37 protein-coding genes are annotated in these 25,705 nt (G+C 35.2%); 8 read left to right on the top strand and 29 right to left on the bottom strand.

From position 1 onward, the window contains the following. Position 1: 1 nt before the first annotated feature. The 21 genes from FORMB_RS11965 to FORMB_RS12065 form a co-directional block, all read right to left on the bottom strand. Positions 2 to 847 carry a phage tail protein gene (locus tag FORMB_RS11965; RefSeq protein WP_069677686.1) on the bottom strand — a complete coding sequence of 282 codons (846 nt, stop codon included), beginning with the start codon at positions 845 to 847 and terminating at the stop codon, positions 2 to 4. Beyond that, positions 835 to 1,167 (bottom strand): hypothetical protein, encoded by a 333-nt coding sequence (locus FORMB_RS11970; RefSeq protein ID WP_157498178.1) that lies wholly within the window; start codon positions 1,165 to 1,167, stop codon positions 835 to 837. The genes FORMB_RS11965 and FORMB_RS11970 overlap by 13 nt, the downstream gene beginning before the upstream one ends. A gap of 157 nt (positions 1,168 to 1,324) precedes the next feature. After that, on the bottom strand, positions 1,325 to 2,209 hold the full coding sequence (locus FORMB_RS11975; RefSeq protein WP_069677687.1) for a hypothetical protein: 885 nt from the start codon (positions 2,207 to 2,209) through the stop codon (positions 1,325 to 1,327). 14 nt (positions 2,210 to 2,223) lie between these two features. Further along, complete coding sequence (locus FORMB_RS11980) at positions 2,224 to 2,628, bottom strand: hypothetical protein (protein WP_069677688.1); 405 nt, start codon at positions 2,626 to 2,628, stop codon at positions 2,224 to 2,226. Position 2,629: 1 nt separating this feature from the next. Next, positions 2,630 to 3,910, bottom strand: coding sequence for a hypothetical protein (locus FORMB_RS11985; protein ID WP_069677689.1), 1,281 nt, complete (start codon positions 3,908 to 3,910; stop codon positions 2,630 to 2,632). Positions 3,911 to 3,913: 3 nt separating this feature from the next. Beyond that, positions 3,914 to 4,204, bottom strand: a complete 291-nt coding sequence (locus tag FORMB_RS11990; RefSeq protein ID WP_069677690.1) for a hypothetical protein — start codon at positions 4,202 to 4,204, stop codon at positions 3,914 to 3,916. Further along, positions 4,204 to 4,509: a hypothetical protein gene (locus FORMB_RS11995; RefSeq protein WP_069677691.1), complete on the bottom strand. Its 306-nt coding sequence runs from the start codon at positions 4,507 to 4,509 to the stop codon at positions 4,204 to 4,206. Before FORMB_RS11995 ends, FORMB_RS11990 begins: the two co-directional genes overlap by 1 nt. Continuing rightward, complete coding sequence (locus tag FORMB_RS12000) at positions 4,509 to 4,790, bottom strand: hypothetical protein (RefSeq protein WP_069677692.1); 282 nt, start codon at positions 4,788 to 4,790, stop codon at positions 4,509 to 4,511. The genes FORMB_RS11995 and FORMB_RS12000 overlap by 1 nt, the downstream gene beginning before the upstream one ends. Next, on the bottom strand, positions 4,791 to 5,000 hold the full coding sequence (locus tag FORMB_RS12005) for a hypothetical protein (RefSeq protein ID WP_069677693.1): 210 nt from the start codon (positions 4,998 to 5,000) through the stop codon (positions 4,791 to 4,793). Between the two features lies 1 nt (position 5,001). Beyond that, positions 5,002 to 5,484 carry a hypothetical protein gene (locus tag FORMB_RS12010; RefSeq protein ID WP_069677694.1) on the bottom strand — a complete coding sequence of 161 codons (483 nt, stop codon included), beginning with the start codon at positions 5,482 to 5,484 and terminating at the stop codon, positions 5,002 to 5,004. Continuing rightward, the gene (locus tag FORMB_RS12015) at positions 5,481 to 6,449 is read right to left on the bottom strand and encodes a hypothetical protein (protein ID WP_069677695.1); all 969 of its coding nucleotides are present in this window, start codon (positions 6,447 to 6,449) and stop codon (positions 5,481 to 5,483) included. The genes FORMB_RS12010 and FORMB_RS12015 overlap by 4 nt, the downstream gene beginning before the upstream one ends. Before the next feature lie 3 nt (positions 6,450 to 6,452). After that, positions 6,453 to 7,064 carry a DUF6046 domain-containing protein gene (locus FORMB_RS12020; RefSeq protein WP_069677696.1) on the bottom strand — a complete coding sequence of 204 codons (612 nt, stop codon included), beginning with the start codon at positions 7,062 to 7,064 and terminating at the stop codon, positions 6,453 to 6,455. Next, positions 7,064 to 9,064 (bottom strand): phage tail tape measure protein, encoded by a 2,001-nt coding sequence (locus FORMB_RS12025; protein ID WP_069677697.1) that lies wholly within the window; start codon positions 9,062 to 9,064, stop codon positions 7,064 to 7,066. The genes FORMB_RS12020 and FORMB_RS12025 overlap by 1 nt, the downstream gene beginning before the upstream one ends. A 246-nt stretch (positions 9,065 to 9,310) precedes the next feature. Then, entirely contained in the window at positions 9,311 to 9,643 is a 333-nt protein-coding gene (locus FORMB_RS12030) for a hypothetical protein (protein WP_069677698.1), read from the bottom strand. A 7-nt stretch (positions 9,644 to 9,650) separates the two neighbouring features. Continuing rightward, the gene (locus FORMB_RS12035) at positions 9,651 to 10,091 is read right to left on the bottom strand and encodes a hypothetical protein (RefSeq protein WP_069677699.1); all 441 of its coding nucleotides are present in this window, start codon (positions 10,089 to 10,091) and stop codon (positions 9,651 to 9,653) included. 3 nt (positions 10,092 to 10,094) lie between these two features. Further along, positions 10,095 to 11,324: a DUF2586 family protein gene (locus FORMB_RS12040; RefSeq protein WP_069677700.1), complete on the bottom strand. Its 1,230-nt coding sequence runs from the start codon at positions 11,322 to 11,324 to the stop codon at positions 10,095 to 10,097. Between the two features lie 3 nt (positions 11,325 to 11,327). Further along, entirely contained in the window at positions 11,328 to 11,687 is a 360-nt protein-coding gene (locus FORMB_RS12045; protein ID WP_069677701.1) for a hypothetical protein, read from the bottom strand. A gap of 3 nt (positions 11,688 to 11,690) precedes the next feature. After that, complete coding sequence (locus FORMB_RS12050; RefSeq protein ID WP_069677702.1) at positions 11,691 to 12,182, bottom strand: hypothetical protein; 492 nt, start codon at positions 12,180 to 12,182, stop codon at positions 11,691 to 11,693. Continuing rightward, a complete protein-coding gene (locus FORMB_RS12055; RefSeq protein WP_069677703.1) occupies positions 12,173 to 12,628 on the bottom strand; it encodes an N-acetylmuramoyl-L-alanine amidase in 456 nt (151 codons plus the stop codon). The genes FORMB_RS12050 and FORMB_RS12055 overlap by 10 nt, the downstream gene beginning before the upstream one ends. Positions 12,629 to 12,692: 64 nt before the next feature. Continuing rightward, the gene (locus tag FORMB_RS12060; RefSeq protein ID WP_157498180.1) at positions 12,693 to 13,658 is read right to left on the bottom strand and encodes a hypothetical protein; all 966 of its coding nucleotides are present in this window, start codon (positions 13,656 to 13,658) and stop codon (positions 12,693 to 12,695) included. An 81-nt stretch (positions 13,659 to 13,739) separates the two neighbouring features. Next, entirely contained in the window at positions 13,740 to 14,897 is a 1,158-nt protein-coding gene (locus FORMB_RS12065; protein ID WP_069677705.1) for a Clp protease ClpP, read from the bottom strand. Between the two features lie 171 nt (positions 14,898 to 15,068). On the opposite strand from FORMB_RS12065, the gene FORMB_RS12070 reads away from it, so the two are divergent. The 8 genes from FORMB_RS12070 to FORMB_RS12105 all read left to right on the top strand — a co-directional run bounded on the left by FORMB_RS12070 (position 15,069) and on the right by FORMB_RS12105 (position 21,473). After that, positions 15,069 to 15,608, top strand: a complete 540-nt coding sequence (locus FORMB_RS12070; protein WP_069677706.1) for a terminase gpP N-terminus-related DNA-binding protein — start codon at positions 15,069 to 15,071, stop codon at positions 15,606 to 15,608. A 25-nt stretch (positions 15,609 to 15,633) separates the two neighbouring features. Next, positions 15,634 to 15,879: a hypothetical protein gene (locus FORMB_RS12075; protein ID WP_157498182.1), complete on the top strand. Its 246-nt coding sequence runs from the start codon at positions 15,634 to 15,636 to the stop codon at positions 15,877 to 15,879. Next, the gene (locus FORMB_RS12080; RefSeq protein ID WP_069677708.1) at positions 15,879 to 17,393 is read left to right on the top strand and encodes a hypothetical protein; all 1,515 of its coding nucleotides are present in this window, start codon (positions 15,879 to 15,881) and stop codon (positions 17,391 to 17,393) included. The genes FORMB_RS12075 and FORMB_RS12080 overlap by 1 nt, the downstream gene beginning before the upstream one ends. Beyond that, positions 17,390 to 17,809 carry a phage protein Gp36 family protein gene (locus FORMB_RS12085; RefSeq protein WP_069677709.1) on the top strand — a complete coding sequence of 140 codons (420 nt, stop codon included), beginning with the start codon at positions 17,390 to 17,392 and terminating at the stop codon, positions 17,807 to 17,809. Before FORMB_RS12080 ends, FORMB_RS12085 begins: the two co-directional genes overlap by 4 nt. Continuing rightward, complete coding sequence (locus FORMB_RS12090) at positions 17,809 to 19,074, top strand: phage portal protein family protein (RefSeq protein ID WP_069677710.1); 1,266 nt, start codon at positions 17,809 to 17,811, stop codon at positions 19,072 to 19,074. Before FORMB_RS12085 ends, FORMB_RS12090 begins: the two co-directional genes overlap by 1 nt. 68 nt (positions 19,075 to 19,142) lie before the next feature. Then, a complete protein-coding gene (locus FORMB_RS12095) occupies positions 19,143 to 20,342 on the top strand; it encodes a phage minor head protein (RefSeq protein WP_069677711.1) in 1,200 nt (399 codons plus the stop codon). Between the two features lie 92 nt (positions 20,343 to 20,434). Continuing rightward, a complete protein-coding gene (locus FORMB_RS12100) occupies positions 20,435 to 20,947 on the top strand; it encodes a hypothetical protein (RefSeq protein WP_157498184.1) in 513 nt (170 codons plus the stop codon). 13 nt (positions 20,948 to 20,960) lie between these two features. Next, a complete protein-coding gene (locus FORMB_RS12105) occupies positions 20,961 to 21,473 on the top strand; it encodes a hypothetical protein (protein ID WP_069677713.1) in 513 nt (170 codons plus the stop codon). Positions 21,474 to 21,487: 14 nt separating this feature from the next. Here FORMB_RS12105 and FORMB_RS12110 read toward each other — a convergent pair whose 3' ends face one another. The 8 genes from FORMB_RS12110 to FORMB_RS12145 all read right to left on the bottom strand — a co-directional run bounded on the left by FORMB_RS12110 (position 21,488) and on the right by FORMB_RS12145 (position 25,673). Further along, complete coding sequence (locus FORMB_RS12110; protein ID WP_069677714.1) at positions 21,488 to 21,682, bottom strand: hypothetical protein; 195 nt, start codon at positions 21,680 to 21,682, stop codon at positions 21,488 to 21,490. Positions 21,683 to 21,727: 45 nt separating this feature from the next. After that, the gene (locus FORMB_RS12115) at positions 21,728 to 22,120 is read right to left on the bottom strand and encodes a hypothetical protein (RefSeq protein ID WP_069677715.1); all 393 of its coding nucleotides are present in this window, start codon (positions 22,118 to 22,120) and stop codon (positions 21,728 to 21,730) included. 53 nt (positions 22,121 to 22,173) lie between these two features. After that, positions 22,174 to 23,064, bottom strand: a complete 891-nt coding sequence (locus tag FORMB_RS12120; RefSeq protein WP_069677716.1) for a hypothetical protein — start codon at positions 23,062 to 23,064, stop codon at positions 22,174 to 22,176. Between the two features lie 128 nt (positions 23,065 to 23,192). Continuing rightward, positions 23,193 to 23,621 (bottom strand): hypothetical protein, encoded by a 429-nt coding sequence (locus FORMB_RS12125; protein WP_069677717.1) that lies wholly within the window; start codon positions 23,619 to 23,621, stop codon positions 23,193 to 23,195. Between the two features lie 18 nt (positions 23,622 to 23,639). Next, complete coding sequence (locus FORMB_RS13190) at positions 23,640 to 23,975, bottom strand: DUF7220 family protein (protein WP_069677718.1); 336 nt, start codon at positions 23,973 to 23,975, stop codon at positions 23,640 to 23,642. A gap of 256 nt (positions 23,976 to 24,231) precedes the next feature. After that, positions 24,232 to 24,483 (bottom strand): hypothetical protein, encoded by a 252-nt coding sequence (locus tag FORMB_RS12135; RefSeq protein WP_069677719.1) that lies wholly within the window; start codon positions 24,481 to 24,483, stop codon positions 24,232 to 24,234. A 4-nt stretch (positions 24,484 to 24,487) separates the two neighbouring features. After that, positions 24,488 to 25,195, bottom strand: a complete 708-nt coding sequence (locus FORMB_RS12140) for a hypothetical protein (RefSeq protein WP_197493476.1) — start codon at positions 25,193 to 25,195, stop codon at positions 24,488 to 24,490. Continuing rightward, positions 25,110 to 25,673 carry a hypothetical protein gene (locus tag FORMB_RS12145; RefSeq protein WP_069677721.1) on the bottom strand — a complete coding sequence of 188 codons (564 nt, stop codon included), beginning with the start codon at positions 25,671 to 25,673 and terminating at the stop codon, positions 25,110 to 25,112. Before FORMB_RS12145 ends, FORMB_RS12140 begins: the two co-directional genes overlap by 86 nt. Between the last annotated feature and the right edge of the window lie 32 nt (positions 25,674 to 25,705).

Below are 25,705 nucleotides of genomic sequence, written 5' to 3' on the forward strand. Positions count from 1 at the left end.
ATTATAATCCTTTAAACATTATATAAGCCAGTGCGTAATATGGTGGTCGGTTGTCCTTTGGGCTGCCTGTAAATACGTGATTGTGCGAATTAGTAACTATTTTATTACTACCAGCAGCGTTAATCGATTCTAAGTTTTCTGCTATTTCACCTCGTCCAGAACCGACAAGTAATCTTCCAGAAGTCGCAGACCCTAATGAACTTCCTGTTTTTCCCCACCCATCTCTTGAAACTGTTAAAGAAATAGATTTGTTATTTATAGTCCCGGAAGGTGTTATATTATTACTGCCACCCTTTTTACCAACCGCATTATACTCGGTATTTGTGGGGTCCAATCCAACCACAAAACGACCTCTTAAATTTGGAGTTCCATTAGTTCCGTTACACAATACCCAACCTTGTGGGATATTAGCAATCGCACCGCTCCACATACTTATCAAACCTATTGGCATGGACATTTGAGTAAGTGGCGTAAACCGCTTTAGTAAATTGAAATTAAAGGACTCTAAGCCACCCGTTCCGCATTTAGCATACCGACTAACATATGCTCGTTTTTGGTCTAAATTACCATCGTTATCATTATCTTGGTTGTACGCAACTTCTTGTACATCTTCGTAGATACTTACGGTATTATTAAAAGTGCCACCCCGAAAAGGTAAAAGCTCCCCATTATACACAATAGAACCCTCTGTAACATTCCCTGCAACAACTTGTACACCTTCCAAAATGAAAGTATCGCCCCCTAATGCGGTTAATGCCTTAATTGCCTTCCCGTAGGCATCTTGCAAAAAATTAAACGTTGTAGTGGTTACTGGGAAACCACCGCTATATAATTCTACTCTATCCATTTTATATTATATGTTTTTGATGCGAGTTTATACGCATTGATTAATGTTCTCATATCACTTAAAAATCCTTCCAAAGCAATCGGCGATGCTGGTTTTAATTCAATAGGAACAAATACTAAAAAATCATCCTGACCGCCTATTAAATCTTCATCACTGTATATATATTGCGTGTCGATATAAACAGGTAATTGCTCTTCGGGTGTGTACACATAAAGGGCTTGTAAAAAAATACCATTTTCGATATAAATTCGCTTTAACTCAGTATCAAAAGCATCATTTAATACCTTTTGTAAATAACAGACTTGTGAGTTATGGCTCAACTTGTAATTAACTCGTTTACGAAACTTTAAAAAATCACTGTACAGTTCTTTTATAGGTGCAATGAGTACCTGCAACCATGTAAAGAGCTTAACCTTTCTTAAAAAAGTAGGCAAGAGCCAAACAACAAGTTTGTTGTAATCTATTATGTATATCCTATCAAAGTTCACGAGGCACGTAATTTATTACGGTGTTATCTAAATCTAAACGCATATAGCCAGCTCTTGCGATATAAGTCTCGTCAATTTCGGCATAGTCAAAGTCTCCATATTTAGAGTATGCTTCTCGTATTTTTGGAATTTTAACACCCTCAACATTCTGCAAGTAATCTGTTAGCTTGGTTAATATCAGTTCGCCGTTAAATTCAAGGGTGTATAAAAACGTATTGATTGCTTGTATTACTGGTGTGTTATCTGTACCATCTTTTCGGCTTCCATCTTGCCAAAGTATTTGCGGGTCGTATTGTATTTCTAAAACGAGCTTTAAATCGTCGTGAGGTAGTGATATATATTGTATGTATGTACCAGCATCGGCAACCAAGAACATATATGCTTTAAAGGCTTCCATTTCGGGAGCTTCTAATGGGACTAATTGAGTGTTTTCTTCTTTAGCGAGTTTTAACTCTAAAAAACCATGCCCATTTATAATTTTACGTATAACGGCAACATGCTTTATGATTTTACTTTGCTCAATATCTGCTACCACCAAATCCGTATTATCGTAATAATCGGTTTGAGGTACTAAAGCATGCCCATATTGAAACTCTAAAGCCTTTTTTTTGTACCAAAGAAAATTATGTATTTCGTTAGCCGCTATACGCTGGTCTACCTCGGTTTCATAAATATCAAAAAGATTTTCTAATGACCATATAGCAAAAGCAACAATATACACCCATAGTCGCCATATAGCCACTTTGGAGATACTTGTAAGACTTGATAAAGTACGTTGCTCATCCGTAGTTAAAACCTCTAAGGCAGAAAGCTCTGCGGTTTCCGTTTTCTTATCTAAAATGAGTTGCTGTATGGTGTTTAAATCCCTTGCCATTTGATGTGCTTATTTTAAAATTCCCAGTTTTGATTTAATGCTTCATTTTTAAATTCTATACCATTTAATAGCCATGCTTCCGCCTGTACAGAGGTAAGTATAATGCCATCATCTACGATATTAAATAAGGCTAAAACATCGATGTAATTCGGTTTACCCCATTTAATAACTTCCTTTGTGTCAGGATGTATAATAGTATCTGTTGTATCTATCATATCAAATGACAAAACAAAACCAGTGTCAATTGGTTTTTTATCTAAATCGTCAATAGAGTTGAATACCAGAAAACGAACCCTTAAATGTTTGTCTATTATTTGATTTTCAATACCTGATACTATTAGTACAGCATTATTATGCGAACTTCCTGTATCACTTATAAATGGCGTGTTTTGTTTTCTTTTTAACTGTAATATTTTCATGTTATCCTATTTTTAAAAACCCGTTAGTATCTCTATAAAGTTTATTTGACCCTTGTGAAGTTGTGGGCAGACCTATTATTTCGATAGCTCCATCCTCCCATATTTTAAGTGTTTTAATACCGTTGCATTCAATGGTTAAATTGTAAGTTCCATTGTCTCTACTAAACAAGGTTCTAAATTTTGAATTGTCATTTGTGTCCTTGTATATTCTTTGAATAGAGCCAAAAACCATTCCTTGAATATATTCTACTATATAAGAGTTTCCATTTGTATCAGTCTTTACGGTATCTTTTATAATTCCTTGGTCTGCGTGTCTATTTATATTAGCATTTCCAATAAAGTTTAATTCACTATTATTATATATGTTATTAGCGCTTTTTCTTAAAATTTGTAAAACATCTTGTAAATTGAATAGTTTTTCATCAACTATAACTTTTTTTAACACACCACTATTTGCAGGGTTGCCTCCTGAAAAGGAATAAGCCGATGTATCATTATTGATGCTATGAATAGCTATAATTTGCCCATCTTCTAACAGCACACTATCTCTGTTGTTTAATTCACTTAAAAATGAAGTTCCTACACCAACAATTTCAAAACCGTTAAAACTTGCTGTACCAGTAAGTGGTGTTTCTGTAGTCTTTACACCAACGTCTAAAGCATAATCTGCTTCATCTCTATTAATAGCTACTTTTGTTGAATCAATAGTTTTAATATTGCTATTATCAGTATTGTCCCACTTTTGTTTTAAGCCAGCCAACTTTTCTTTTTCGGCTTGGCTAAAATTGGTGTCCGATAACCCTTTACCATCTTCTTTATCTACTTTTAAAGTAATATTCTGCTGTACTTGGTTTAATAAATCTTGTAAGCCATCTATAAAATCAATAGGCTGGGAGCTTGGCGGTATGTAATTTTCTAAACTGGCTAATTTTTCTTTTTCGGATTGGCTAAAATTGGTATCCGATAATCCTTTGCCGTTCACTTTATCCACTTTTAAAGTTTGCAGCGTTGTAATATTTGTCGTTATGGTGTTTATAGCATCTACTAATCCGTCAATATATGCCATAGGTTTGGAAACATCGGGTACAAATTTTTCTATAATTAAAATTTCGCCATCCGTAAATTTAAAAGTGACGTCACCTGCAGCATTTACTGATTTTTCTGTAAGTATCTCGCCATTGTCTTTATGATGGAAACTATCAAAAGCATCGTAGAATTGCTGCTGGGTAGGGACGTCTCCCGTTTCAAACCATGTTTTTATTATATGTAAAGGTTTCTTCATTTTCTATCCTATTATAAATGTGTTTGTTATATTCATAATCCCGATGCCTCCTAAGGATTGATTAACGGTTATTTTAGTTGCTGTTGCAGGTCTTATTTGCTTTTTTTTGTAATAATCTGCGGCTTCATTTTCTTCAAAACTATTTTTGGCTAATTCTAAAATTATTCCTTCTTCTAAATCATCAGTAATACCTAAACCATTAACTATTGCTAAATCAAACACAGCGTATGGTGTGCCATACTCTTGAATAGCTATATCTAAAAGATTTTGATTATATATGACTCTAGGTTTCATTAATTTTTTGCTTCGTGTTGTTTTCTATAGTCGTCAAACTCTTTTTTAAGAGTTCTGTATTTGCCTTTCCACAAATCCAAATTTTCACGCAACAACTGTATTTCTTTTTCCAACTCCAAAAATTTTGAGTCGTAGCGGTTTTTTAAGTCCGTCAGTGCCTCTTGGTACATATCTACAATATGCTGCTGGTGTATATCGTTGGTGCTTTGGATTTCTTGGTGTCGCTTTTTGCGCTCAAAAAGCCATGCGCTGACCCCCGCTAGGGCGGTCAAGATTTCCGTGATGTGTTGTTTAATAAATTCCATTAGCTTTTTTTAATATTTAGTGTTATGTATTTTTTAAGGGCTTCATAATCTTTACCATCACGCTGTAGGTGTAGTTTAATTCTTGTTTGCAATTCGTCATCATCAACACTGCTATTGACTAATCGTATAATACTAGCGCCCAGTAATGGGTCACTTTTTAATTCGCCTTGATTTAACCTAAGTATGATACCGACATCTTGTGTTAAACTAGCATCAATCTTAAAATCACCATCTTCAAAAATTAGGTCATCATTTTCATCTAATACTATATCTTGTTCCATTTAGTTGTTAATTACTCCCGTTGCTGTTACAGTAGCACCATCACTTGAAACGCCAGTAACCGTTGTTGTACGGCCAATGACAAATTGAGCAATAGCCGCCGCTTGTTTTTCTGCAAAACGTCTTCTGGCTTGTTCTGGTGTAACTCCAGCATCAGCTTCTACATCGTAGGCTTGTTCTAATAGATCCGCTAATTGTGCTTCTGTAATCATCTTATGTTAAAACAGTATTTAACCGCTGTTTAATCGCATTCATTGCTGGTACATTTATACTTGTTCCTTGTATGACTATTATTTTGTTGAGTTCAACAATCAAATCATTGAGAACCTTCTTTAATGTTTCATTATTTCGCTTTACTAAAAACCCATTCGCATCAATTTTAAACGTACTGGTGCCTACTTCAATAAATAGTTCATCAACAGCTTCCGCTTCTATTAAAAAGGTGGCTGCTTCATTATTGAGTATTAAACCGATCAAACATTTAGCACCAATTTTTGGTTTTTTATAAACAGATCCTAAGCCGAGTAATACATCGTAAAATTCTAAATCATCAATCAAGCCTTTTACGGTCATTGTTTTGTTATTCCAATCGACTTCTACAACTTCAGCCCAATGTGTTTGTACTTTGGTATTGCCTTTTGTTTTTAAATCTAAAAGATTTGTAAACTCGTTTAATTCTTGCCCTTCTCTTTTCATACGACCCCACCTAGTGTTATTTCTTGTCTAATTTTAGCATTGCCAAAGGTTTTATTGACGGCTTCGATATAATACACTCCAGATCTATCTTCATATAATTTACTAGTCAAATTAACTTTTAAACCATGTCTTACACTTGGCTCACCAAATGCTGTAAAACTGCCATCGAAACCGCCACGCTTTTTAGTTTCGTAATCTTTTTCTAAAAGCTTTTTAATTTCAGCTTTTAATTCAATATTGTAATACGTTAATTGGTATTCATCACCTCCTGGATCTCCAATTTCTGCTAATACTTTTTTACCGTTTCTCAGGACAGAAACACCTTTAATTTTTAAAATAACATCTTCTGCATTTCTGTAATTTAGATCATTGCTGACGGCGTTGCGTTCTAAATGAAAATTAACCGTTTCTTCTTCGCTATCATCTGCATAGTACTTACCACAAACCAATCGTTTGCCTTTCATATAGCTATACAAATTGTAAGGATCCTTACTTAATTTCTCCAATACTAGTGCTACGGTACTTTTAGCAAACCGTACACCGCCAAGTTCTACGCCTTCTAAGGCATCTACAGCATAATTTGGTGCAATAGTTTCAAGAAGCTTTTGAAGGGTCACATTCTTAAAGCTTACATTAACGGGAAGCTGCTTTAGTTTCCACATTTCATCTTCACAAGTAATTACGACTGGGATTCCAGCAGATGCTTGTGTTATATACCCCTCAAATTCCGTCACATAATTACCATTATAGCCAAATTCAATTTTAATTGGTGCGCCCCTTCTAAAAATAGCACGCACTTTATGTTTGTCAAAGAACTTTACATTTCTGGGCAATGTTACAGTTGCCCGGTCTGTTAATTGTTTAAAACTCGTTTCAGTTGTTATGGCTGAAACTTGATGTATTATTAATTCTCGTCTACCTTCATATTTTGGTAGCGTAATTCTTGCGTTTAGTGCTAATGCCATAATTCACAAGATTAATTCCAATGGTGCATCACTAACTGCTGCAATTTCAAAGGGTATTATATTTTGTTTCCCTTCTAGTTGTGGAAAATTAATGTCTTCTATAACCAATCTATAAATAGACTTGTCTAAAAACAATTCACCAATGACTTCTATACTATCTGCAATGTTTTCCCACTTCAACAATTCTTGGTGTTGTTCGTATGCAGATACTTGTGGCGTATCTAAACACAGCCCACGAAAACGTATTTGCCAATCATCAAAGCCATAAATCTCTTTTACCGTCCCATTACTCCCAAGTATTTTTGTTTTAGTGATGTTTTTTGCACGTCTAAAATCAATTAACGTGGCTGGTGGAATATTAAAATCATTTAATGCTTGATCATCAATTATACCTGTTTCTTTATAATATTGATATGTACTACCTTTAAACACCGTTGGATAAATAATAGGAGTTCCCAGCCATGACATTTTTTTAGCTTCTTTTTTTTCCTTAACAGGAATTGAAGTATAGCTAGCATCCCCATTTTGTGGTGCATCATTTGGCAATACAAAATTGGCTGTATTTACACCAAATGCTTTGCTTAATAAAGTTGCTATGTCAAAGTTTGTATTCATTATAAGCTTATGACTGCATCACGCAGTTTATCATTAATTTTCCCTGTGACTGCATCCGAAATTTTATCGACTTCATCGCGCCAATTATTAGCAATATTGAAATAGTTTTTTATTTCTAAATTCATTGTTATTCGTTTGCCAACACCTTTACCAGAACCAGACAACCCAGATCCTTTTCCACCCGCTTTTACTACGCCATCTTGCGAACCATCTAAGCGTGGTGCATAACTCCCTACTTTGCCAGTTGGCAATACACTTTCTTCTTCATCTTCTTTTAGACTTAAGGACGCTCCAGCTTTCAGAAATTCTTTCCCAGACTGTAATGCTAAATCTGCGGCCTCTTTATAACCATCTACTATAGATTTTTTTCTAGCTTCTGTGTCTGCATTAATTTCGGCAAGCATCTTTTGGTTTTCGGTACTATCTCCAATACCCATCGCTTCCTTGAATTTATACCAACCCGTTTTAATGAGATTGATACCTAACATGAAGCCACTAACAAAAACATTAAGATAGGCTTTGGTGGCCGCAATAAATGATTTAAACAATAGCTTTGCGCCCGTCCAAGTGTGGTCCCATGCTTCGCCCCAGCCTGTAATACTCGTTACTAACCAAACAATGCCTGCAACTAATGCTGCAACACCAACTATTATTAGCCCGATTGGATTGGCGGTTAATGCTGCATTCCATAACCATTGTAATGCGGTCACTACTTTTGTGCCAGCACTTTGTAGCCAAGTCACTTTAGTTAGAGTTGTTATTATTGGGATCATAGAAGCGATGCCAGTTGCTACAGGTGCTAATTCCACAACACTTGATGCAATACCGCCAAATGTTTCTGTAAAAGCGGTTCTAACACCTGCTAACCATCCTCTTATGGAGGCACCAGAAGAAGCTATAGAAGGTATATTGTTAATATCTAAATCAATACTGCCAAGCCCTTCAATCCAACCAATACCTGCATCCTCACCAGCGCCTTTAAAAATATCTGCGAGTACTAATTGCTTAGCACTTACAGTGGCACCGTCCATCGCTTTACTAATCATCTGTACAGCTTCAAATGTGGTTTTTCCAGCTAAGTCTTTAACTTCAATGCCAATCCCTTTTAAGGCTTCCACTTGTGGTTTGCCCATTTCTCGTAAAGACAAATCAGCCTCTTTAATACTGTCAATCGCCTTATCTGAAAATATACCATCCTTACCCGCCTTCGCCATCAATGCAATCGCTTGTGATTGTGATAAACCAACTTGATTTATAAAGGTTGGGTATTCTTTTAACTGGTCTATAAAATCACCATTAATATTTGCGCCTTTTTCAAAGCCAGCTTCTATTAATGCAAAGTTTTCTTCGTAAGAACCGCCTATTTGCTTGGTCATAGCATTCGCAGCTTTGGCAATTTCTTCTGGGCTTTGCTTAAAGACTGCACCTAGCTTATAGGCTCTCTCAGTAAGGCTGTCTAATTGTTCACCAGATGTGCCAGAAAAACGTTCTATAGTGGTGCTTAAATCATTAATTTCAGTCGTAAACCGCAAACCATCAATCGCTTTGTTTACCAGTTCTATTGCTTGGTTGGCAACAACAACTGCTGCACCCCAATTAGCCTTCATTTTTTCAGAATTTGGTGCTTTTTCTACGGCTTCTAATTCATGCTGTACTTCAACTAATTGTTCTTTATAACGTCTAACTTTAGTTTCCGCTTTTTTAATGTCAAAATCTATTGTTGCTTTTAGTAAAGGATCTATTGCAGGACCTAAACTTTTTAAATGATTTTTTAAGCTGTCTAGTTGTTTTTCTTCTTTTTTAACTTCTTTGGTAAGATCACTAAAACTTTTAATTGCGTTTTGAGCCGTTGCTTTTGTAGCATCGTCCATACCATCTAAAGCGCGTGTCACATTGTGAAGTGTCTTATTAACATTTTTAGTTGCGCCATCAACGCTTCGCATAGGTGCAGTCACCTTGTCTATTAATTCAAAAACCCAACTTGTTTTACTGCTACCCATTTTTTAATACTTGGCTTAAAATTTCAACTAATGCTTTTTTATTTGCGCCTTCAATAACTTTATACAAATTTTCCAGATCTGTGTGCTTTACATATAAATATTCCTGGTAAAGCTTTGCCCATTCATTATTACTTAATTTTTCTGGATTAACTCCAATAAAATGGGACCGTAAAAGAGCATTGATTTTTTGTATAAATTGATGGTCCTCTTTTGATTCGTCTTCATCGACCTTTAAGGTGTAAAGGTCTAACGCTTTTTTAGAGTTTTTTTGGCTTTAGATTTAAGTAGATTCACGCTATCAAGTACTTCTAAATACACTTCACCATCTTTCTCTAAAGCTTCCATATCACCCCCTAAAACACAGTTTTTAATAAGAACCTCGTTCACCTTTTCAACATCTTTTTGTGCTGCATGCCGTCCAATGGCTTTTAATACATTACGGTCTGGTTTTCGCACAATAAATTTATACGTTTTACCATCGACTTCAATGTCTAAGTCAGAAATTCGACTTTTGCCATATTGAGCTTCCCATTTTGCATTATCTTCTGCTGTAATGTCTTTATGTTTTTGATATTCCATAACTTAATTAGATTACATTCCATTCAATGTGGGACACTAAGAGATCAAACTTCGTTACAATAGACCCATCTCCGTTTTTAACATCGATGCCATTGCCCATAAATTCGCAATTTCTAATGCGATCTTTTTGTAAAGAACCGTCTGCTTTTTCGTAATTAACAGTAATGTCAAATGGAGCAATGTCCTGTAAACGACCACCCGGTGGCAAGGCGTTTAAAAGTCCATTAACTTCTTCTTTATATAAAGAAAAGGAAGCTTTGGCTTCTGTGTTACCATCACCACGCCCTACAGGAAAACCGCCAGCACCATTAAAATTCTTTTTATCAGTTTCATCGCTGTAAGCTAATTTTGTGATACCTTCTAAATCACGACCAAGAATATTAGTCGTAATACTATTCCATCCAGCCATTTTGCCGAATTTGTTTATAATTGTTCCTTGTGTTGGCATATTCTATAATTTATCAGTTAATCCTAAATCAAATTCAAATTCAAACACAATACTGTCAATAACAATATTACCTTGTATTTTTAGTGGGCTATCTTCTGTGAGTGTTTGTTGTGGGTTTATGTAGAAATCAAAACCAGATATTTCATTATCAATAACCATTGTTTCCATAGCTTTGTTCAATAAACCTTGCCATGCAGAAATAGTAGTTGCCTTAATAAAACCAGTGGTTGGGTCTTTTTTAACGATACCTTTTACTTTTGGTATCAGTGTGGTACGAATTAAGCGTGCTGCTTTATTCCAAACCCTGTTGTTTTCTATATAAGCATAATCACTGGCTTTTTCTACACATGTTGGAGATCCATTAAAGAAAATGCCACCATACCCATTAAATGCACCAGCAAAAATATACCCTTTACTAGTGAGTTCTTTAACTTCTGGAGGTGTTAAGTTATCAAATGGTGTCCCATCACTAAGTGCAGCAGCTGCAAAACGATCTGTACCCAAAACAGTTAAAGGATAATCTTCGTTTCCTTTAGATCCATCTGGTTTATTTAAAATGTCTACACTTCCTAAATTCTCATTAACTTGTCGTACAGCAAGCATACCCAAAACAGCACCTACACTTGCATTTTTTGCATAGGCTGCATCTAACGAAGCAACCGCTAGATCTTGCGCGATACTCACAGATACATTGGGTGCTTTTTCAGCACGTAAATCTGGATAATTAGAAATGGTTAAAGCAGCATCACTAGCTTTACCTTCTAAAATCACAGCATCTATATAGTTATTTTCCAATGCAAAAGCATTAACAACCGCCTGTACTGTTTCAACTTCATTTATTAAAGTAGATACTGTAGAAGTTGCACCAATAACACCAATACTTTTAATATCTTTTTCGCTTCTAATAGTAGCTTTTAATGCAGCTTCTTGTAAAAGCGCACTTGCTTCTAAACCAGCAGTTGTTGGTATTAAAAACAGCGTACCATCTGGACAATAAGTAAAGAAGTCATTAACTTCATTGTGGGCTAGTAAACCATTATTAGCATCAAAAGATGCATTGACTCCTAAATCTTCAGCATCACTAACTTGTAGTAACTTATAAGCTTTATTTAGTTCAACAGTAGTACCAGTCGTTGGCATACCAACGACTAATGCCATCACAGCATCTGTACTTGCATTTCTACGACCTAAACCGCCGTTTTGTTTGTTTATTTTTACGCCTTTAAAACTCATCTTTTATTCCGTTTTATTAAGTTCTTCGATTCTTGCATCGTATGCAGCTAAAACAGTTGCACGATTTTTACCTTCTAGCTCTAAAGCTTTTGCTGCATCCACAGCTTCAACAGTTTCTAAAGTAGCTGCTACTGCAATTAAATCTGCTGCATTAGCTGGCTTGTTTTTAGTTCCTTCAGACGGTATGTTTTCATTTTCAATTTTGAAAACTTTACCTTCAGCCGTAGCGTGAATATTTGCGTGTGATTCATTTAAGAAAAACTGACCATCTGTAGTTCCAAAAACTACTTTGGCAGTTGGATAATTTTTAAATACGGCTTTTGATTGTTCTGTAAGCTCGGTTTTACTGTATGATTTTTTCATGGTTTAAAATGGTTTTAAATATCGTTTTAATAAGAATTTACCACCAACTAGGACCACAGCTAAAATGCCAATCCAAGACAATGCTTTGTAAATCCAATGGGTTTTAAATTCGGTTTTTGTTTCTTTTGTCTCCTTGACTTCAGTTCGCTTTATAAGTGTTTCTATAAGCTTGTTTTGGGTTTCAATAATCTTTTCGTATTCTGCTGTAAAACATTCAACTTCAATATTGTTGTTAACACGTCTTACAGATCCTGTTGAACGCCCGGATTTAGAGGTTGCTATAATTGGCACTTCTGTTAAATTGGCAATAGGCACATTGATTTTTAAACTATCTGCTGCTGCAGTAAGCGTATCAACCTTTTTTTGATACGTCACTTTAGTACTGGTACTGTCAGTTTTTGTAACAGATGTTTGCAGTACAGGTCTGGCAGTTCTACAACCAGTTAATCCAACTAGCATTAAAGAGATCAATAATAGGTACTTTGTTAATTGCATAAGTTCTGGTATTCTTGATAAGCATTAAAACACGGACACGTTTTTGAAAATTCAAATGGCTCTATAAATCCATTTCCATTTAGATCTTTAGAAAAGTCTCGATGCCCTCTTATTTCAGCTTTTGGATGCTTGATTTTTAAGTCTATTAATAGGTTTTCTAAAGCTGCTTTTTGTTGTGGGGTCCTGGTGTCTTTAGGCACTTGATTTTTAGATAGCCCACCAATATAACAGATCCCAAGACTATGCTTGTTATACCCTTTTACATGCGCGCCAATTTTGGCATCTGGCCTGCCTTTTTCAATGGTACCATCTAGCTTAATTACATAATGGTAACCAATCCCAGACCACCCCCGTTTTTTATGCCAGGCATCTATGTCTTTTACATCAAAGTCTTTGCCTTCTATTGTGGCACTGCAATGGACTACTAAATAATGGATACTTCTCATAGTGAAACCCTTTTAAGGGTGCTGGCTACTTGCAATAAGTTAGCCAGCCCTTTTGTTGTTTTTATTACACCGTCCCAGATATAATTGCGGCGCTACCTTCAATGCCATAAGCGACAATAATGTGGTACACTCTAAAGCCAACCGTACTTTCTCTTAATTCTGGATCTGCGGAAGCATCACGTGCGTATCGTTTTACGGTACCTGCTGCTTTTGCAGTGCTTCCTTTATGAAATACGATAGAAGACTTACGACCAACAACTACGGAACCATAGGGTAATTTTTTACCTGTTGCATCATATTCCGGTGTAGTACTGTCTTCATAGACTTTAAAGCCATAATACTTACTACTAATCATCCCTTCTGTATGGTTATGATATTGGGTGTAAAACTTTTTATCTTCGTCTAGCAAATCACTAACATGGTCATCTTGTAAGACTAAAATTCTACCTTTTTTATTGATCCCTTTTTTGTTCATTTTTGCTTGTAAACTTCTAAGGTCTTTTGTAGTTAACTTTTTACGCCCGGTACCATCATCGGCACCCGTGGTTTCTAATACAAATTCATTATTGGCTTCATCATTTTCTTGTGGAGCTAAACCCCATATACCGTATTCCATGGTTTCATCTTCCAAGGTCTCGCGGTGTTGCATTTGCACATCACTTTTCTTTTCGTATGGCAATGCATAAAGTTCATCGTCTGTTACAATCGTGTTTTCAGTATCAAATTTGTTCAGACCAACGACTACATGACTATCATCACGGTTATTTTTAAGTATTGGATATTGCGTATTATTAATCAACACCTTTGGCGCTTCGCCACGTTTTGGTATTTTAATAACATCATTATTAACCCAACTTTGCTTAGATCTAATTTCAGAAGCCCACGTATGTTCATGGCGCAACTGCTTAATCATTTCGCGCTCGGCTAATTCGTTTTTGATTGGCAAAGCAACAACTGTTGCGCTTGCAACTTGTACAGCTGTTTCTGTTTCTCCACTAAATGCATGACTAAATACCGTGACGCATAACACTGCTAAAAGTGATAATGTGAATTTTAATGATTTGAATAAAATGTTTTTCATTGTTCTACTTTTTTTAAGTTTCTGTTAATTTTATTGTTGGTCGCCAAAGTAGCCAGCTTCTAAAGCGTCGGCTTGTTTTGGATTTTCTACTTTCATTTTTTCGTAAGCTTGTGGATCTTTATCTAAATAATCCTCCAAAGTCCATTCTTTACGGGAGGCTTCAAGTGCATCATTACCATCTGCTGGAGTTAAATCAGCACTTAATTTTGGTTTAGTTACCATTGCTTCAAGTGCAGTTTTTGCTGCATCAAAGTTTGCGGTTGCTAAATCAACATAGGTTTGCTTTTGATCTGCGGTTATTTTTTTAACAGCAATGGCAGCATCCACTAAAGTGTTCACTTCTTTTTCAGCTGCTGTTTTTTGCGCATCTGTTGCAGCAGCAGTCGCTTCACGTTGTTTTAAAGCATCTATTTTCATAGCTTTTTGTGCGGCTGTAATTTCAGCATCAGTAGCACTCGCTTCTAAGCCTAAGAAGGCAATTTGTTCTTCTCGATTCATAATTTGTATTTGTTTTTGATTTGTTTTTTGTGTAGTTGCTTTTGGCACTATCGGGGCACCACAAGCTTCAAGTGTGGTCACGTCTTCTGCGCTTATTGTTCCATCTTCATCAATAATGGCATCAATAAAACCTTCTGTTTTGGCTTCTTCTGCACTCATCCAATGGTCGCCACCTTTCCAGAGTTCTTCAATTTCGGTAGTAGTCTTGCCGGTCTTTTTTGTGTATTTTGCCAAATAATCTTTGGTTACACTTCTAAGTAGCTTTAGTTCTTTTGTGATTTGGTCTTCATTTCCAAATGTGCCAAGCATAGGCTTGTGTATCATTATTTGCGAGTTCGCATAAGCACTTGTATAATGACAAGCTGTAAAGTATGTTGCTGCACTAGCAGCAGATGCCCCAACAGTTATATTAACTTTATCAAACCTGTTTAACTGGTTATTAATTTCAACAGCTTCAAATACGGAACCCCCATTACTATTTATATACACATTAGCTTCTGTATGTGTTTTTAGTAATTCATCTACTTTTTTCTGAAAGTCGCTAGAGTTATTGGCATTCCAATTAGCGATACGTCCTATAATACGTATATAGGCTTTGCCATCTTTACTTTCAGCAGTAAGCTGTAAAGGCCTTGCCTTGCTATCTGGCTTGGCAGATCCTATAATAATAATGCGTTTCTGTGACTTCATTTATACTTAATTACATGGCAAATGTGCTGCAATATCAGCATCCAAAAAAATCAACAAATCAAAATGGTAGTTTTTTACACTCTTTTTGGTAGGGCTACTTCACCATTTCCGTTTATCCCTTTTTATAGCCATTAATATTGGTAGATATTTGACCTATAATTATTAGGTAGAATGGCAAAAGAGAAAGAAAAGCAACTTGCACGAATTTACTATATAGAACAAGGTAAAACAGCCAAATGGATCGCTGTAAAACTGAGTCTTACAGAAAAAACAGTTGGCAGTTGGATTGCAAAATATGGATGGAAAGAATTAAGAAATGCCAAAGAAAACGGCATTGATAAGCGGATTGATAACATCAAAGAGGTAATCGATGATATTATTGAAGATCGAAGTGTCTCCAGAACGACTTTAAATAAGTACAAGCTTGATTTAGTCAAAGCACAAGAACAAAAAGACCAGGGAACTGAAAAAGCGATAAAAGAACAAATTAGCGAGGTAAAACGTGAAATTGTTGGATTTGATGATGCTATCAGCAAATGGAACAAAACACTTGAAAACTTTGATAAAGAAAATAAAGTATCGCTATCCAATTACATACACGTAATGGAAGAGGTGTTTAAAGACCTGTTGGCTTTTGATTCAAAATTGTATAAAGATACTTTAGATTTTCAAGACCAACACATTAACAAAGTAAGCATTACAATAGGATAGTATGAGATTTAAACTATTAAAAAAGATGATAAGCCTTATTGCAAACAAGGCAACTAGAAAAGAAATATACCTAGAGTTGGGGGCGCACTTTATTAAAAAAGGTGCTAATTATCAAGTTGGCGAAATTCTTTATAAGAAGAAAATTCAAGGCGACCATAAACTCTACAAAGCTAAGGTAGTAACAAACTTATATTTTGAATTTGATACCAACAAAATTTATGTAAGACGCAACAACCGCTTTGTGACGCCAAATCAAGTGGTCAAAAAATAATGAGAAAAGAAGACAAACAAGCATTAGAACGCTATAAAAAGCGGTTAGAATTTGCGAAAAGTGCGGGTACAGTGAATGCTTTTGAAACAAAAGTAGAACAAACTGCACGCATTGATCGAGCAAAAAAAGACTATGCTTTTATGTGTCAACAATATTTTCCGCATTATGCAACATGTGAACCAGCAGAATGCCATTTAAAGGCTGCAAGACAAGTAATAAAAAATCCAACTATTAAGAAGTTTGACGAATTACCTCGGGGGTTTGGTAAGTCAGTAATGGACGATGTTTTATTGCCTTTTTGGCTTTGGATGAATGACCAAGCGCATTACATGGTGGTGGTTACGGTTAGCAAAGACCGGGCTAGTGAATTACTTGAAGATTTACGTGCCGAATTTGAAGGCAACCCAAAAATTATAAACGACTTTGGTGAACAACACAATATTGGGCAATGGGAAAAAGGTTTTTTTATTACCAAAAGTGGGTTTGTAGGCAAAGCATTGGGTGCTGGTCAATCCGTACGTGGTTTGCGTGTAAAAAGCAGAAGGCCAGATTACATTGTAGTAGATGATCTGGAAACGAAGGAAACCATTAAAAACCCAAAACGCCAAAACGAATATGTAAAATGGATTGAACGTGATTTAATCCCAACGATGGATGGCGACATACGACGTTTTGTCTATGCCAATAACCGCTTTGCTCCAGTAATGATACAAACCAAATTACAGGAACGCCACCCAAAATGGATTGTGAACCATGTAAAGGCGTACGATCCTATTACCTATAAGCCAACTTGGCCAGCCAAGTATAGCGACACCTATTACAAAGAATTAGAAGATGAAATTGGGACGCTTGCTTTAGAAGCAGAATATTTACAAAAGCCACATATTGAAGGTGAAATCTTTAAAATAGAACACATTCAATATTGCAAGCATCTTAGATTAAATCAATTTAAACACATCGTTGGCACCTGGGATGTTGCGTATAGCGGTAAGAGTACAGGCGATTACAACGCTATTGCAGTACAGGGCTTACACCAAAAGAACTTTTATGTTATTGATGGGTTTGTAAAGCAATGCAAAATGCGTGAAGCTGTGGCCTATATGTGCGATTTTCAAAAACGGTTGCCACCAACAGTAATGGTGCATTGGAAATTTGAAGCCCAATTTTGGAATGATGAAGTAGAACGTGTCATAAAGGAAACCCAAAAAGCTTTTGGCATCATCTTAAACATCACCAAGCTTTTTGTACCAAAGGTTAAAAAGTACGATCGGATTTTAAGCTTGCACCCATATTATCAAAATAACCGCATTTTCTATTTCGAGAAATTAAAGGCAAGCAATGATGTGCAAGTAGGCATAACACAGCTGCTTGGAATAGAACCAGGTTACAAAACACATGACGATTTTCCAGATACACACCAACAGGGTATTACCATACTGGAAACCTACAATGTGCCAGAGGGTGCCAACCAATATAAACAAGGTAAAATGTTGCCTAAAAACGAACGGATATGATTTACTTAACGGATGATGATTTACTAACCGATAGTTTTCAGCGCTTTATTGATGAAAGCTCAAAAGACAATGAAGATGTGGTTGCTAATGCAGAACTAAAATGTATTGGCATCATTAAAACAATGCTTAAAGGGCGTTATAATACGGAGCTGATTTTTGATGAAACAGATCCCGTACGTGATGAGTTTTTAGCAGACATCTTAACCAAATTAACGCTACACAAAATATTTGGGCGTAATGCAGCACGTAAAGTACCAACAGACGTTAAAGACAATTACGATTGGGCCATGAAGCAATTAGGGTTGCTAAATGCAGGAAAATTACAGCTCGAATTACCAAGCCCCACAAACACCGATGGCACAGCTTCAGCTGCACCAATGTTTGGCAATAATACAAATCCAGATTTTTATATATAATGAAAATACCTAAAATTATACACAACGCCGTTGCAAGATATGTTTTTAAAAATACCGATGAGCGCACCTTAAAAGTTGTTGCAGCAACAAAGTCTGGTAACAGTAAAAGTTTAAGCGACCAAACCGAAAAAGAAGCGATTAGTATGCAGGCTAAAACACTTGCAGATTGGAAGCTCGCATTAACATTGGCTAGTGATCCAGAAGAACCCACTTTTGGAGCATTAGAAAAATTATATCAAAATCTGGAGTTAGACAACCATTTAGTAGCTACGATTGAAAACAGAATAGAGCCGGTGCAAGGCACGCCATTTAAACTCACAGACCAATCTGGTAAAGAAAATGAAGAAGCCAAAGAACTATTTGAAGCAATGTGGTTTATAGATTTTATAGGGGTGTGTTTGCGTTCAAAGTTTCAAGGTACTAAAGTGGTTGAATTATTCGACCTAGACGAAAACATGCACCTAGAAAGCATCACAGAAGTACCTAAGGCACATGTGATACCATCAAAAGGTATTATTACAAAAGAAGCTGGTGGTACAACTGGATGGAATTATAAAGAAGGTATTTTTGCAGATCAATACATTCAAATTGGAAAAAATGATTTTCTTGGGATGTACGCACAGCTTGCGCCAATTGTACTCGCTAAAAAATTAGGCTTTGGTTCGTGGTTAGATTATGTAGAAAAGTATGGTGTGCCTCCAATTTTCGCCATTACAGACCGTGAAGATCAAGCACGTTTAGACCAACTCTACAATGCGTTGTTAAATTTCAAGTCCAACAACTTCATGGTAGGTCGTGGGCAGGAAAAATTTGAGATTGGTAAAGATACTGGTGGAGGCTCTTTTGATATTTTTGATAAGCTAATTGAACGGGCAAATAGCGAACTATCTAAACGTATTTTAGGCGGTACCGGTACAACCGACGAAAAAAGCCACGTGGGTGCTGCAAATGTACATGCAGACATCTTGGCAACGAAGCACAAGCTAGATAAGTTTTTTGTAAAAGTTATTATTAATAATCAGTTAATCCCACGGCTCGTAAAGATAAGCCCCATATACGCATCCTTAGCTAATCTTAAATTTGATTGGGATGATGCCGAAACATTAACGTTAAAAGAGTTTATAGACACCGTTAAAGCTTTAAGTGCCTATTATGAAATTGATATCGAAGAATTGGCAACACGTACAGGCATTCCAATTACGGGTTTAAAAAATGCAATGGCAACACCACCAACCGATCCAGATCCTCAAAAAAAAAAGGAGTAACTGAAGCGTTTACAAATATTGAGGCCTATTATAATGCGCCTTCATGTTCTCACGACCATGCAGCACCTGTGGCAATAGATTTAAATGGTTGGAATAAGACCATTACACGCATTGCAAAACATCTACACACTGGGAAGTTAAAACCAAGTGATTTAGACCAGGATCTAATACAGCGCACATTTACTGAGCTTAATAAGGCTGCTGCTGAAGGTTATGGCGCAAACTACACCAGTTACAGTACAGAAAACAGTAAAACGGTACAACAGCTTCAGCAAAACATTTACCAGTTTAGTGCTGCTAAGACGTTTCAGCAATTACAGAAATACAATAGTTTATTAGTAGATGAAAACGGCAAAGAACGTTCATTTTCTAGCTTTAAAAAGGCAGTATTAGCGGTGCATCCAAAATATAACACGAACTACTTACAAGCCGAATATCAAACCGCAAAAGCATCGGCGCAAATGGCAAGAAAGTGGCAAGGGTTTCAACGCAATAAAGCACGATTTCCATATCTTAAATACAAAACAGTTGGAGACGACCACGTGCGTGACGATCACCAAAGGTTACAAAACTTTACAGCCCATATTGATGATCGTATATGGGACAAGATCTACCCACCCAACGGATGGCGGTGTCGCTGTTATATTGTGCAAACGAATGAAGCAAGTAATGAACCATCACCAGATACAAGCTTTATAGATCCTGAATTTAGTTTAAATGTGGGCAAAACGGGTGTAATATTCTCACCAGAACACCCCTATTTTGTGTTCCCTAAAAAAGATGAAGACAGTTATAAAAAGGCATTTGAAACCTTTAAACTGATTGCTCCTTATGGAAAAGCAAAGTTTACAGCTAAAAATGGAGCTAAAGTATTTGTCAGTCCGTTTGCAGATCCTAACGATTTAGAACACAATTTTGAAGTGGCTAAAGTGATGGCGAACACGCTTAAAAAGACTATAAAAATACGTCCGCATACGGATGGTACTGTAATCCTCAATGCAAAAAATCCAGAATACTTAGTCAATAAAAAAATCGCAGATTTAAAAGCTCCAAAAGGAGTCGCTTTAAAAAATATTTTTAAGAAGGCTAACAAACAAAAAACAAAGGTGGTGGTGATTGATTTATTAAACAATCCAAATTCATTTGCACAAATGAAATTAGCGATTATAAAAAGGCTTGGTATAACTGATATTTATCCAAATATTGAAGAAGTGATTTTAATTTCAAAAGACCGTAAAACAATTGAAGTAATTAAACGCAAAAAGTAAGACACAAAAAAAAGCAACCCGAAGATTGCTCTTTTGTAACTAATTTCTTGAAATTACTCGCGACCCTTGTTACAGTACAAATATACAAAAAAATGAATAAAGCAAACAAAATACCAGATTTTTTAGCCATGAGCCAACAGCTACTAAAGGACTTACAAAGTGATGCTGAAATAAAAGGTATGGAATTTATACATAGCAATTTTGAAAAACAAGGGTTTACAGATAACGCTTTTGAGGCGTGGAAACCGCGTAAAGAAAGTATGAGCTATAATTTATTACGTGTGACTAACAACCTGTTTAATTCTATAAATGTAGCAAGTAGCACACCAGAACGCATAACATTTGAAGCAGATGCACCTTATGCATCAATACACAATGAAGGGGGCATACTCAATGTGCCTATTACCGAACGGTCCCGTAAATACTTTTGGTTCATGTTCAAGCAAACAGGCAAAGGGATGTGGCGGGCGATGGCTTTAACCAAAAAAACCCGATTGACTATTAAAATCGACCAAAGGCAATTCATGGGTCATAGTAACACCTTTTCTGAAGATTGGAATAACCATGTAACACAAGAAATTTTAACACGATTTAAAAACCTTTAAAACACCTTTTAAAATGCAAAACTGGAAAGATTTATACCAAGAACATGCGACAGCTGTAGAAACGAAGCTACCAGAAATAGAATGGTTTGATTTATGGCACAACCAGGTTAATTTTTTAACAGAAGAACACCCCTTTAGCACACCTGCTTTATTTGTATCCTATCGAACAATAGGGATAGAAGATATTGGCGAAAAAGTACAAAAAGTAAACTTACAGGTAGATTTTTATTTATACTATGAAACCTTTTTAGATACTTTTAGTGGCGCTTACAACCAACAAAGTGCTTTAGCTTTTATTGACCTCATGGATAAAATAAATGCTGTTTTTCATGGTACAAGTGGCAAAAACTACAGCGAAATGAGACGTATTAATTTTGCACCCGTAGATACAGGGAATGCTGGCAATTTATACCGAATTAGCTACAGCTGTGTATTGCTAGATTACAGTGCTAAAAGTGGGTGTGTAGAAGAACAAAATGATGCCGATGTCAGTTTTGATAAAATCTCCTTTGAAATTGGACACTAAAAAAACCAGTTAAATTAACTGGCTCTTTTTTCGTATTTGTAAAATAATATATCTTCGATGGTCTTGGTGGTTTTATAAAACTTTTTGGCTAAAGCTGCTTTAATATACGCATTGCTATATTTCTGGACACCAAAGCTTTTTACATTACAAAGGCGCTGGTGTTCTTCTCTAACAGCTTCATAGAGTCGTATGGTGGTGTCTCGTTGCATTACTTACAAAGTAAATACAAACTATTTAAATATCAAAATCGGGTTTTACTCGGTGGCTTTTTCGTACTCTTTTTTATCTTCTGACAACATCCGTTGATTTTGTGGTGTTATATTTTCAAAAGGATACAAAACATTTGCTTTGTCATACAATTCCAATGCTTTCTTTGCTGTTTCTTTTTGTAAATCTCCATCTAAATTAATTAGGTGAATAGCGACATAATAATATCTTTCACTTAACAGATAAAGCAAAAAAGCTTTGCCTTTATTGCATTTTTCTACAGGAGTTACAAAACATTTTTCTTCTAATAACTGTAAACCTTCTTTTAACTGTTTTGAAGTGGCTCTAACTCTTACTTGTTCTTTAATAATTTCTTCAACTGTTTGTGCTTGTGATAGGCTAAAACTGAATAGTAATGCAATAAGTAGGAGTTTTTTCATGATTTAGAGGTTTGGACTAAAGATAATAAAAATACTTTAAATGAAAAACGGAATTATATTAATGACATTTGATTGTCATCTGATGGTCTTGGATTTATTTTTATGACTTCTATAATTTCGTGTGTAGTACTTATAACTTCGTAATTATAATCATATTTAACAGTAATTTTAACCATACAGACCAAAGAGTCTTGCGGACGAACATCTATTTTCCTATTCTGAAAATCTTTTAACCAATCTTCGTGTGTTATTTTTGCAGAGATTGTTCCGTTTCCGTGTTTGAATGACCATTTTGAATCGCCTAAATAATCTGGTTTCTTGACTTTTAAAATCATTTTGGAATTAGATTCTAATTCTTCTTCCGTTATCAAATCTTCCATTGACTCGACATCAATTTTCAAATTAAGATTGAAAGATGCGTTTCCGAATGGAGATTCATAAGAAACCTTATCTGTATCTGAAAGAACTTCTAACGACTGATTTATGTTGTCTATGTTTTTAATTATGGTTTTTTTATTTGTCGGAACATAAGTCGGAATTTGGTCAATTCCTGTTTCAGTTGCTGCTTTTTTTAATTCCATCTCAATCACTTCTATTTCAGTTGCGTCAGTTAATCTAACTTTACCTTCTAAAACATTTAAAGCAATGTATTTTGCTTTTAACAAATAATGACCTATCATTTTTTTATAATCTAAATCACCAATAGCACTATCTGGAACTTTTCTTAATGCGTTTGCTAAAATTGTTTTTAAAGAACCTTTTTCTACATCTTCGAGAATTAAAACAGTTTCAATTTTATTATCAATATGTTTGACTAAATCTTTATCGAATTGTTCAAACGATTCAATTAAAGAAGCCATTGATTTAAAAACTCTCGATGGATTTGGAGATTTCTTATCAAAGTCTATAATTATACTAAAATCATTGTTTTCTTTTAGTTTCATCTAACAGATTTTACTAAAAACAAATATACAAAATATAGGTAAAAGTATACGTTATTTTTGCTTCCTTAGTAAGGATGTTTACTTTATTTTCAGTTCTTGCGCTTGGGATGCACCCCATATTTCCAGTTTCAGAAAAGCTCAATCATAACACCAGAAAATTCTTTAGCGGTGAACCAGTCTGTAAAATCAGCTGCAGTATCAAATCCTTCACGCTTAACAATATGATTAATTGCGCAATTATCACTACAAACACCATTTATTGACATTTCAAAACCGTTATGGCTGTTGGTTATAAAAACTCTATGGGTTGCCATTTCATAAACTCTAGCAAACTCCACTTGTTTACTTCGATAGGGTTTATCACTCCAATAGCGTAGCGATAAAAAGGCACGACCTTCGTTTACTTCATGCCTTATTTTTCGCCATCTTTTTTCATTACCTCTTATTGTGGTGGTTTTAGTTTTTGTAAGAAGTTTGTCTATAAAATTTGTCGCCTCCCCTTTTCTTGTATGATGCGATGGAAATTTTTTTGAAAATGTTAATACAATTGTTTTCATTCTAACCTTTATTTTAAATTAGTGTTTAAGCCCACAGTTACTGCAGTATACTATTTCTTTGTCGTCTATTACTGGCATATCGTTTTCACATTCAAAACAATGCATCCAGAAAACTTGATCATCATCAGGTGATACTGGTTTTTGCTTTGCTACACTTTTGTTAAACCATCGACGTATTACATACCCTCTTAATATGCTTATCGCAGTAAAAAATAATGTAATGATGATATTTTTACCAGCTGAACTAGCGATACCTACTAAAGGAAATATTAAAAAGGTAGAAGCAAAGGATATTAAAAAGCCCACAGCTGTATTAATACACGCTTCTGCTAGTGATTGTTTTTTAGTTTGCATGGTTTATTGTTTTAAGTTTTCTAAAGCCTTGATAGCATATTCATTGTTTAATTTTGCTAATTGCTTCAATTTTTTTAGGTCTGTTACATAATAATTAGGTCGACCATTATACCATTTTGTTCCTTTTTTTACGATTAAGCTCTTATCCTTCAAATCGCTCTCATAATTGCTATGATTGAATTTGCTGACCTTGCAAAAATCTCTAAATTGTGATACGCACATTGTCTATTATTTTAGTTGTTTCTAGGTTGCTTATTTACAGGATTACTGTTTTTAATTTTTTAATGAGTTCTATGTTTATAGGTTTAATGCCATCCTCAATAATCTCGTAATTTGAAAATTGTGAGGTTATTTTATTATCTCGATATTCATTAATAATCTCAATAAAAGAGGTTTTTGTTTTAATTTCTGCAACCCTATAAGCAAAGCCATCATCGCATTCATCGCTAATTTTTGGTAGTAGTATAAATCCTAATTCTATTAATTGTTTGTCCGTTAAGTGTTTCATTATTTTATTGTTTTATTGTTTTACGTTTTCGTTTTAGTATATCTAAATAGGGTTTGCGACCTGGGTTCTTACTCCAGTCTAAAATGGTGTCTTCTAGCATTTGTCGATCCATATACGCAGTAATCTTGTCTATGTAATTTTCTACACGCTTCACAAAGTTTTTCTTTTCTATTTTGGCATATGACTTTTTTACATCATCCATTGTGGTTGGGATGCTATTACGTTCGTTTTTTTGCGTGTTGTATTTTTGTTCTCGTAATTCCGCTTTTTTGTCTAAATACTTAGGGTACCATTCGCCAAAAATTAGATTGCTATCGATACTTTTTTTAGCAACTCCAAACTTCCCAGAGCGACACATTTTAAAAAACAGTATGACATCCTCTAGGCTCTCATAAGCAAAGTTTTCTAGGGTATCGACTGTAAGACTATCTATTTGATCTGCATTTAGTTTGGTGGTAAAAGCAAAGGAGTCAATAAAACGAGTAACCAACACATTCACAACGCTAAAGCCAACACTACTATGATCACCTATAAAAACACTTCTTAAATGAGGCTTTGAAAAGGTTTCGTTTATTGTTAAACCCATTTCAATCTGTGCTAATTTAGCGTTGCCCTCAATGATGCTTTTACTTAAACTTAAAGTTTCGCCCTGTCTCGCTTTCCATTGCGGATTTAAAGACCTGCTGGTTTGTTTTATTAACGCCTTTGACATTGATTAATATTTTATTGATTTGACTACTTATGAATTTTAAATCGGCACTTTTTTTATAGAAGTTATCCAGTTTGTGCCAATTCTGTAAAATGATTTTCCAAAGCTGTAATGCCTCTTTTTCATCTTGCGATATCTCAGTAAGGTATTTTATGATAGCCTTTAAGCTTCTGCCATCTGTAGCATTAAAACGAGGCTTTATTTTCATAAAATCATCATAAAAAGCAAACCATTCATCCAGAAATTCTGTGTACAAACTTTTCACTTTTATTATAGGCGAAATAATAATTAAGTGACCTAAATTTTGGGTGTGCTGCTCTATAGCTTTTTCTGTTGGCGGTATTAATGCACCAATACTTTTTACTTGTGCATCTGTTAGCTTACCTGTTAGTTTTTCTACTTTCAAAAAAGTATTATTACGATAGGTTACTTTTAAATTAGTACTGCAACTCTTTATGTGTATTTTGTAATGATTAGTCATTGCTGTTTTTTTATGATACTAACAATCTACTT

This window comes from Formosa sp. Hel1_33_131, from assembly GCF_001735745.1.
Classification (GTDB): Bacteria; Bacteroidota; Bacteroidia; order Flavobacteriales; family Flavobacteriaceae; genus Hel1-33-131.

Bases quoted from the DNA above. Each gene is read 5' to 3' on its own strand.
- FORMB_RS11965 (WP_069677686.1), bottom strand. From the start codon at position 847: ATGGATAGAGTAGAATTATATAGCGGTGGTTTCCCAGTAACCACTACA.
- FORMB_RS11975 (WP_069677687.1), bottom strand. From the start codon at position 2,209: ATGGCAAGGGATTTAAACACCATACAGCAACTCATTTTAGATAAGAAA.
- FORMB_RS11980 (WP_069677688.1), bottom strand. From the start codon at position 2,628: ATGAAAATATTACAGTTAAAAAGAAAACAAAACACGCCATTTATAAGT.
- FORMB_RS11985 (WP_069677689.1), bottom strand. From the start codon at position 3,910: ATGAAGAAACCTTTACATATAATAAAAACATGGTTTGAAACGGGAGAC.
- FORMB_RS11990 (WP_069677690.1), bottom strand. From the start codon at position 4,204: ATGAAACCTAGAGTCATATATAATCAAAATCTTTTAGATATAGCTATT.
- FORMB_RS11995 (WP_069677691.1), bottom strand. From the start codon at position 4,509: ATGGAATTTATTAAACAACACATCACGGAAATCTTGACCGCCCTAGCG.
- FORMB_RS12000 (WP_069677692.1), bottom strand. From the start codon at position 4,790: ATGGAACAAGATATAGTATTAGATGAAAATGATGACCTAATTTTTGAA.
- FORMB_RS12005 (WP_069677693.1), bottom strand. From the start codon at position 5,000: ATGATTACAGAAGCACAATTAGCGGATCTATTAGAACAAGCCTACGAT.
- FORMB_RS12010 (WP_069677694.1), bottom strand. From the start codon at position 5,484: ATGAAAAGAGAAGGGCAAGAATTAAACGAGTTTACAAATCTTTTAGAT.
- FORMB_RS12015 (WP_069677695.1), bottom strand. From the start codon at position 6,449: ATGGCATTAGCACTAAACGCAAGAATTACGCTACCAAAATATGAAGGT.
- FORMB_RS12020 (WP_069677696.1), bottom strand. From the start codon at position 7,064: ATGAATACAAACTTTGACATAGCAACTTTATTAAGCAAAGCATTTGGT.
- FORMB_RS12025 (WP_069677697.1), bottom strand. From the start codon at position 9,064: ATGGGTAGCAGTAAAACAAGTTGGGTTTTTGAATTAATAGACAAGGTG.
- FORMB_RS12030 (WP_069677698.1), bottom strand. From the start codon at position 9,643: ATGGAATATCAAAAACATAAAGACATTACAGCAGAAGATAATGCAAAA.
- FORMB_RS12035 (WP_069677699.1), bottom strand. From the start codon at position 10,091: ATGCCAACACAAGGAACAATTATAAACAAATTCGGCAAAATGGCTGGA.
- FORMB_RS12040 (WP_069677700.1), bottom strand. From the start codon at position 11,324: ATGAGTTTTAAAGGCGTAAAAATAAACAAACAAAACGGCGGTTTAGGT.
- FORMB_RS12045 (WP_069677701.1), bottom strand. From the start codon at position 11,687: ATGAAAAAATCATACAGTAAAACCGAGCTTACAGAACAATCAAAAGCC.
- FORMB_RS12050 (WP_069677702.1), bottom strand. From the start codon at position 12,182: ATGCAATTAACAAAGTACCTATTATTGATCTCTTTAATGCTAGTTGGA.
- FORMB_RS12055 (WP_069677703.1), bottom strand. From the start codon at position 12,628: ATGAGAAGTATCCATTATTTAGTAGTCCATTGCAGTGCCACAATAGAA.
- FORMB_RS12065 (WP_069677705.1), bottom strand. From the start codon at position 14,897: ATGAAGTCACAGAAACGCATTATTATTATAGGATCTGCCAAGCCAGAT.
- FORMB_RS12070 (WP_069677706.1), top strand. From the start codon at position 15,069: ATGGCAAAAGAGAAAGAAAAGCAACTTGCACGAATTTACTATATAGAA.
- FORMB_RS12075 (WP_157498182.1), top strand. From the start codon at position 15,634: ATGATAAGCCTTATTGCAAACAAGGCAACTAGAAAAGAAATATACCTA.
- FORMB_RS12080 (WP_069677708.1), top strand. From the start codon at position 15,879: ATGAGAAAAGAAGACAAACAAGCATTAGAACGCTATAAAAAGCGGTTA.
- FORMB_RS12085 (WP_069677709.1), top strand. From the start codon at position 17,390: ATGATTTACTTAACGGATGATGATTTACTAACCGATAGTTTTCAGCGC.
- FORMB_RS12090 (WP_069677710.1), top strand. From the start codon at position 17,809: ATGAAAATACCTAAAATTATACACAACGCCGTTGCAAGATATGTTTTT.
- FORMB_RS12100 (WP_157498184.1), top strand. From the start codon at position 20,435: ATGAATAAAGCAAACAAAATACCAGATTTTTTAGCCATGAGCCAACAG.
- FORMB_RS12105 (WP_069677713.1), top strand. From the start codon at position 20,961: ATGCAAAACTGGAAAGATTTATACCAAGAACATGCGACAGCTGTAGAA.
- FORMB_RS12110 (WP_069677714.1), bottom strand. From the start codon at position 21,682: ATGCAACGAGACACCACCATACGACTCTATGAAGCTGTTAGAGAAGAA.
- FORMB_RS12115 (WP_069677715.1), bottom strand. From the start codon at position 22,120: ATGAAAAAACTCCTACTTATTGCATTACTATTCAGTTTTAGCCTATCA.
- FORMB_RS12120 (WP_069677716.1), bottom strand. From the start codon at position 23,064: ATGAAACTAAAAGAAAACAATGATTTTAGTATAATTATAGACTTTGAT.
- FORMB_RS12125 (WP_069677717.1), bottom strand. From the start codon at position 23,621: ATGAAAACAATTGTATTAACATTTTCAAAAAAATTTCCATCGCATCAT.
- FORMB_RS13190 (WP_069677718.1), bottom strand. From the start codon at position 23,975: ATGCAAACTAAAAAACAATCACTAGCAGAAGCGTGTATTAATACAGCT.
- FORMB_RS12135 (WP_069677719.1), bottom strand. From the start codon at position 24,483: ATGAAACACTTAACGGACAAACAATTAATAGAATTAGGATTTATACTA.
- FORMB_RS12140 (WP_197493476.1), bottom strand. From the start codon at position 25,195: ATGTCAAAGGCGTTAATAAAACAAACCAGCAGGTCTTTAAATCCGCAA.
- FORMB_RS12145 (WP_069677721.1), bottom strand. From the start codon at position 25,673: ATGACTAATCATTACAAAATACACATAAAGAGTTGCAGTACTAATTTA.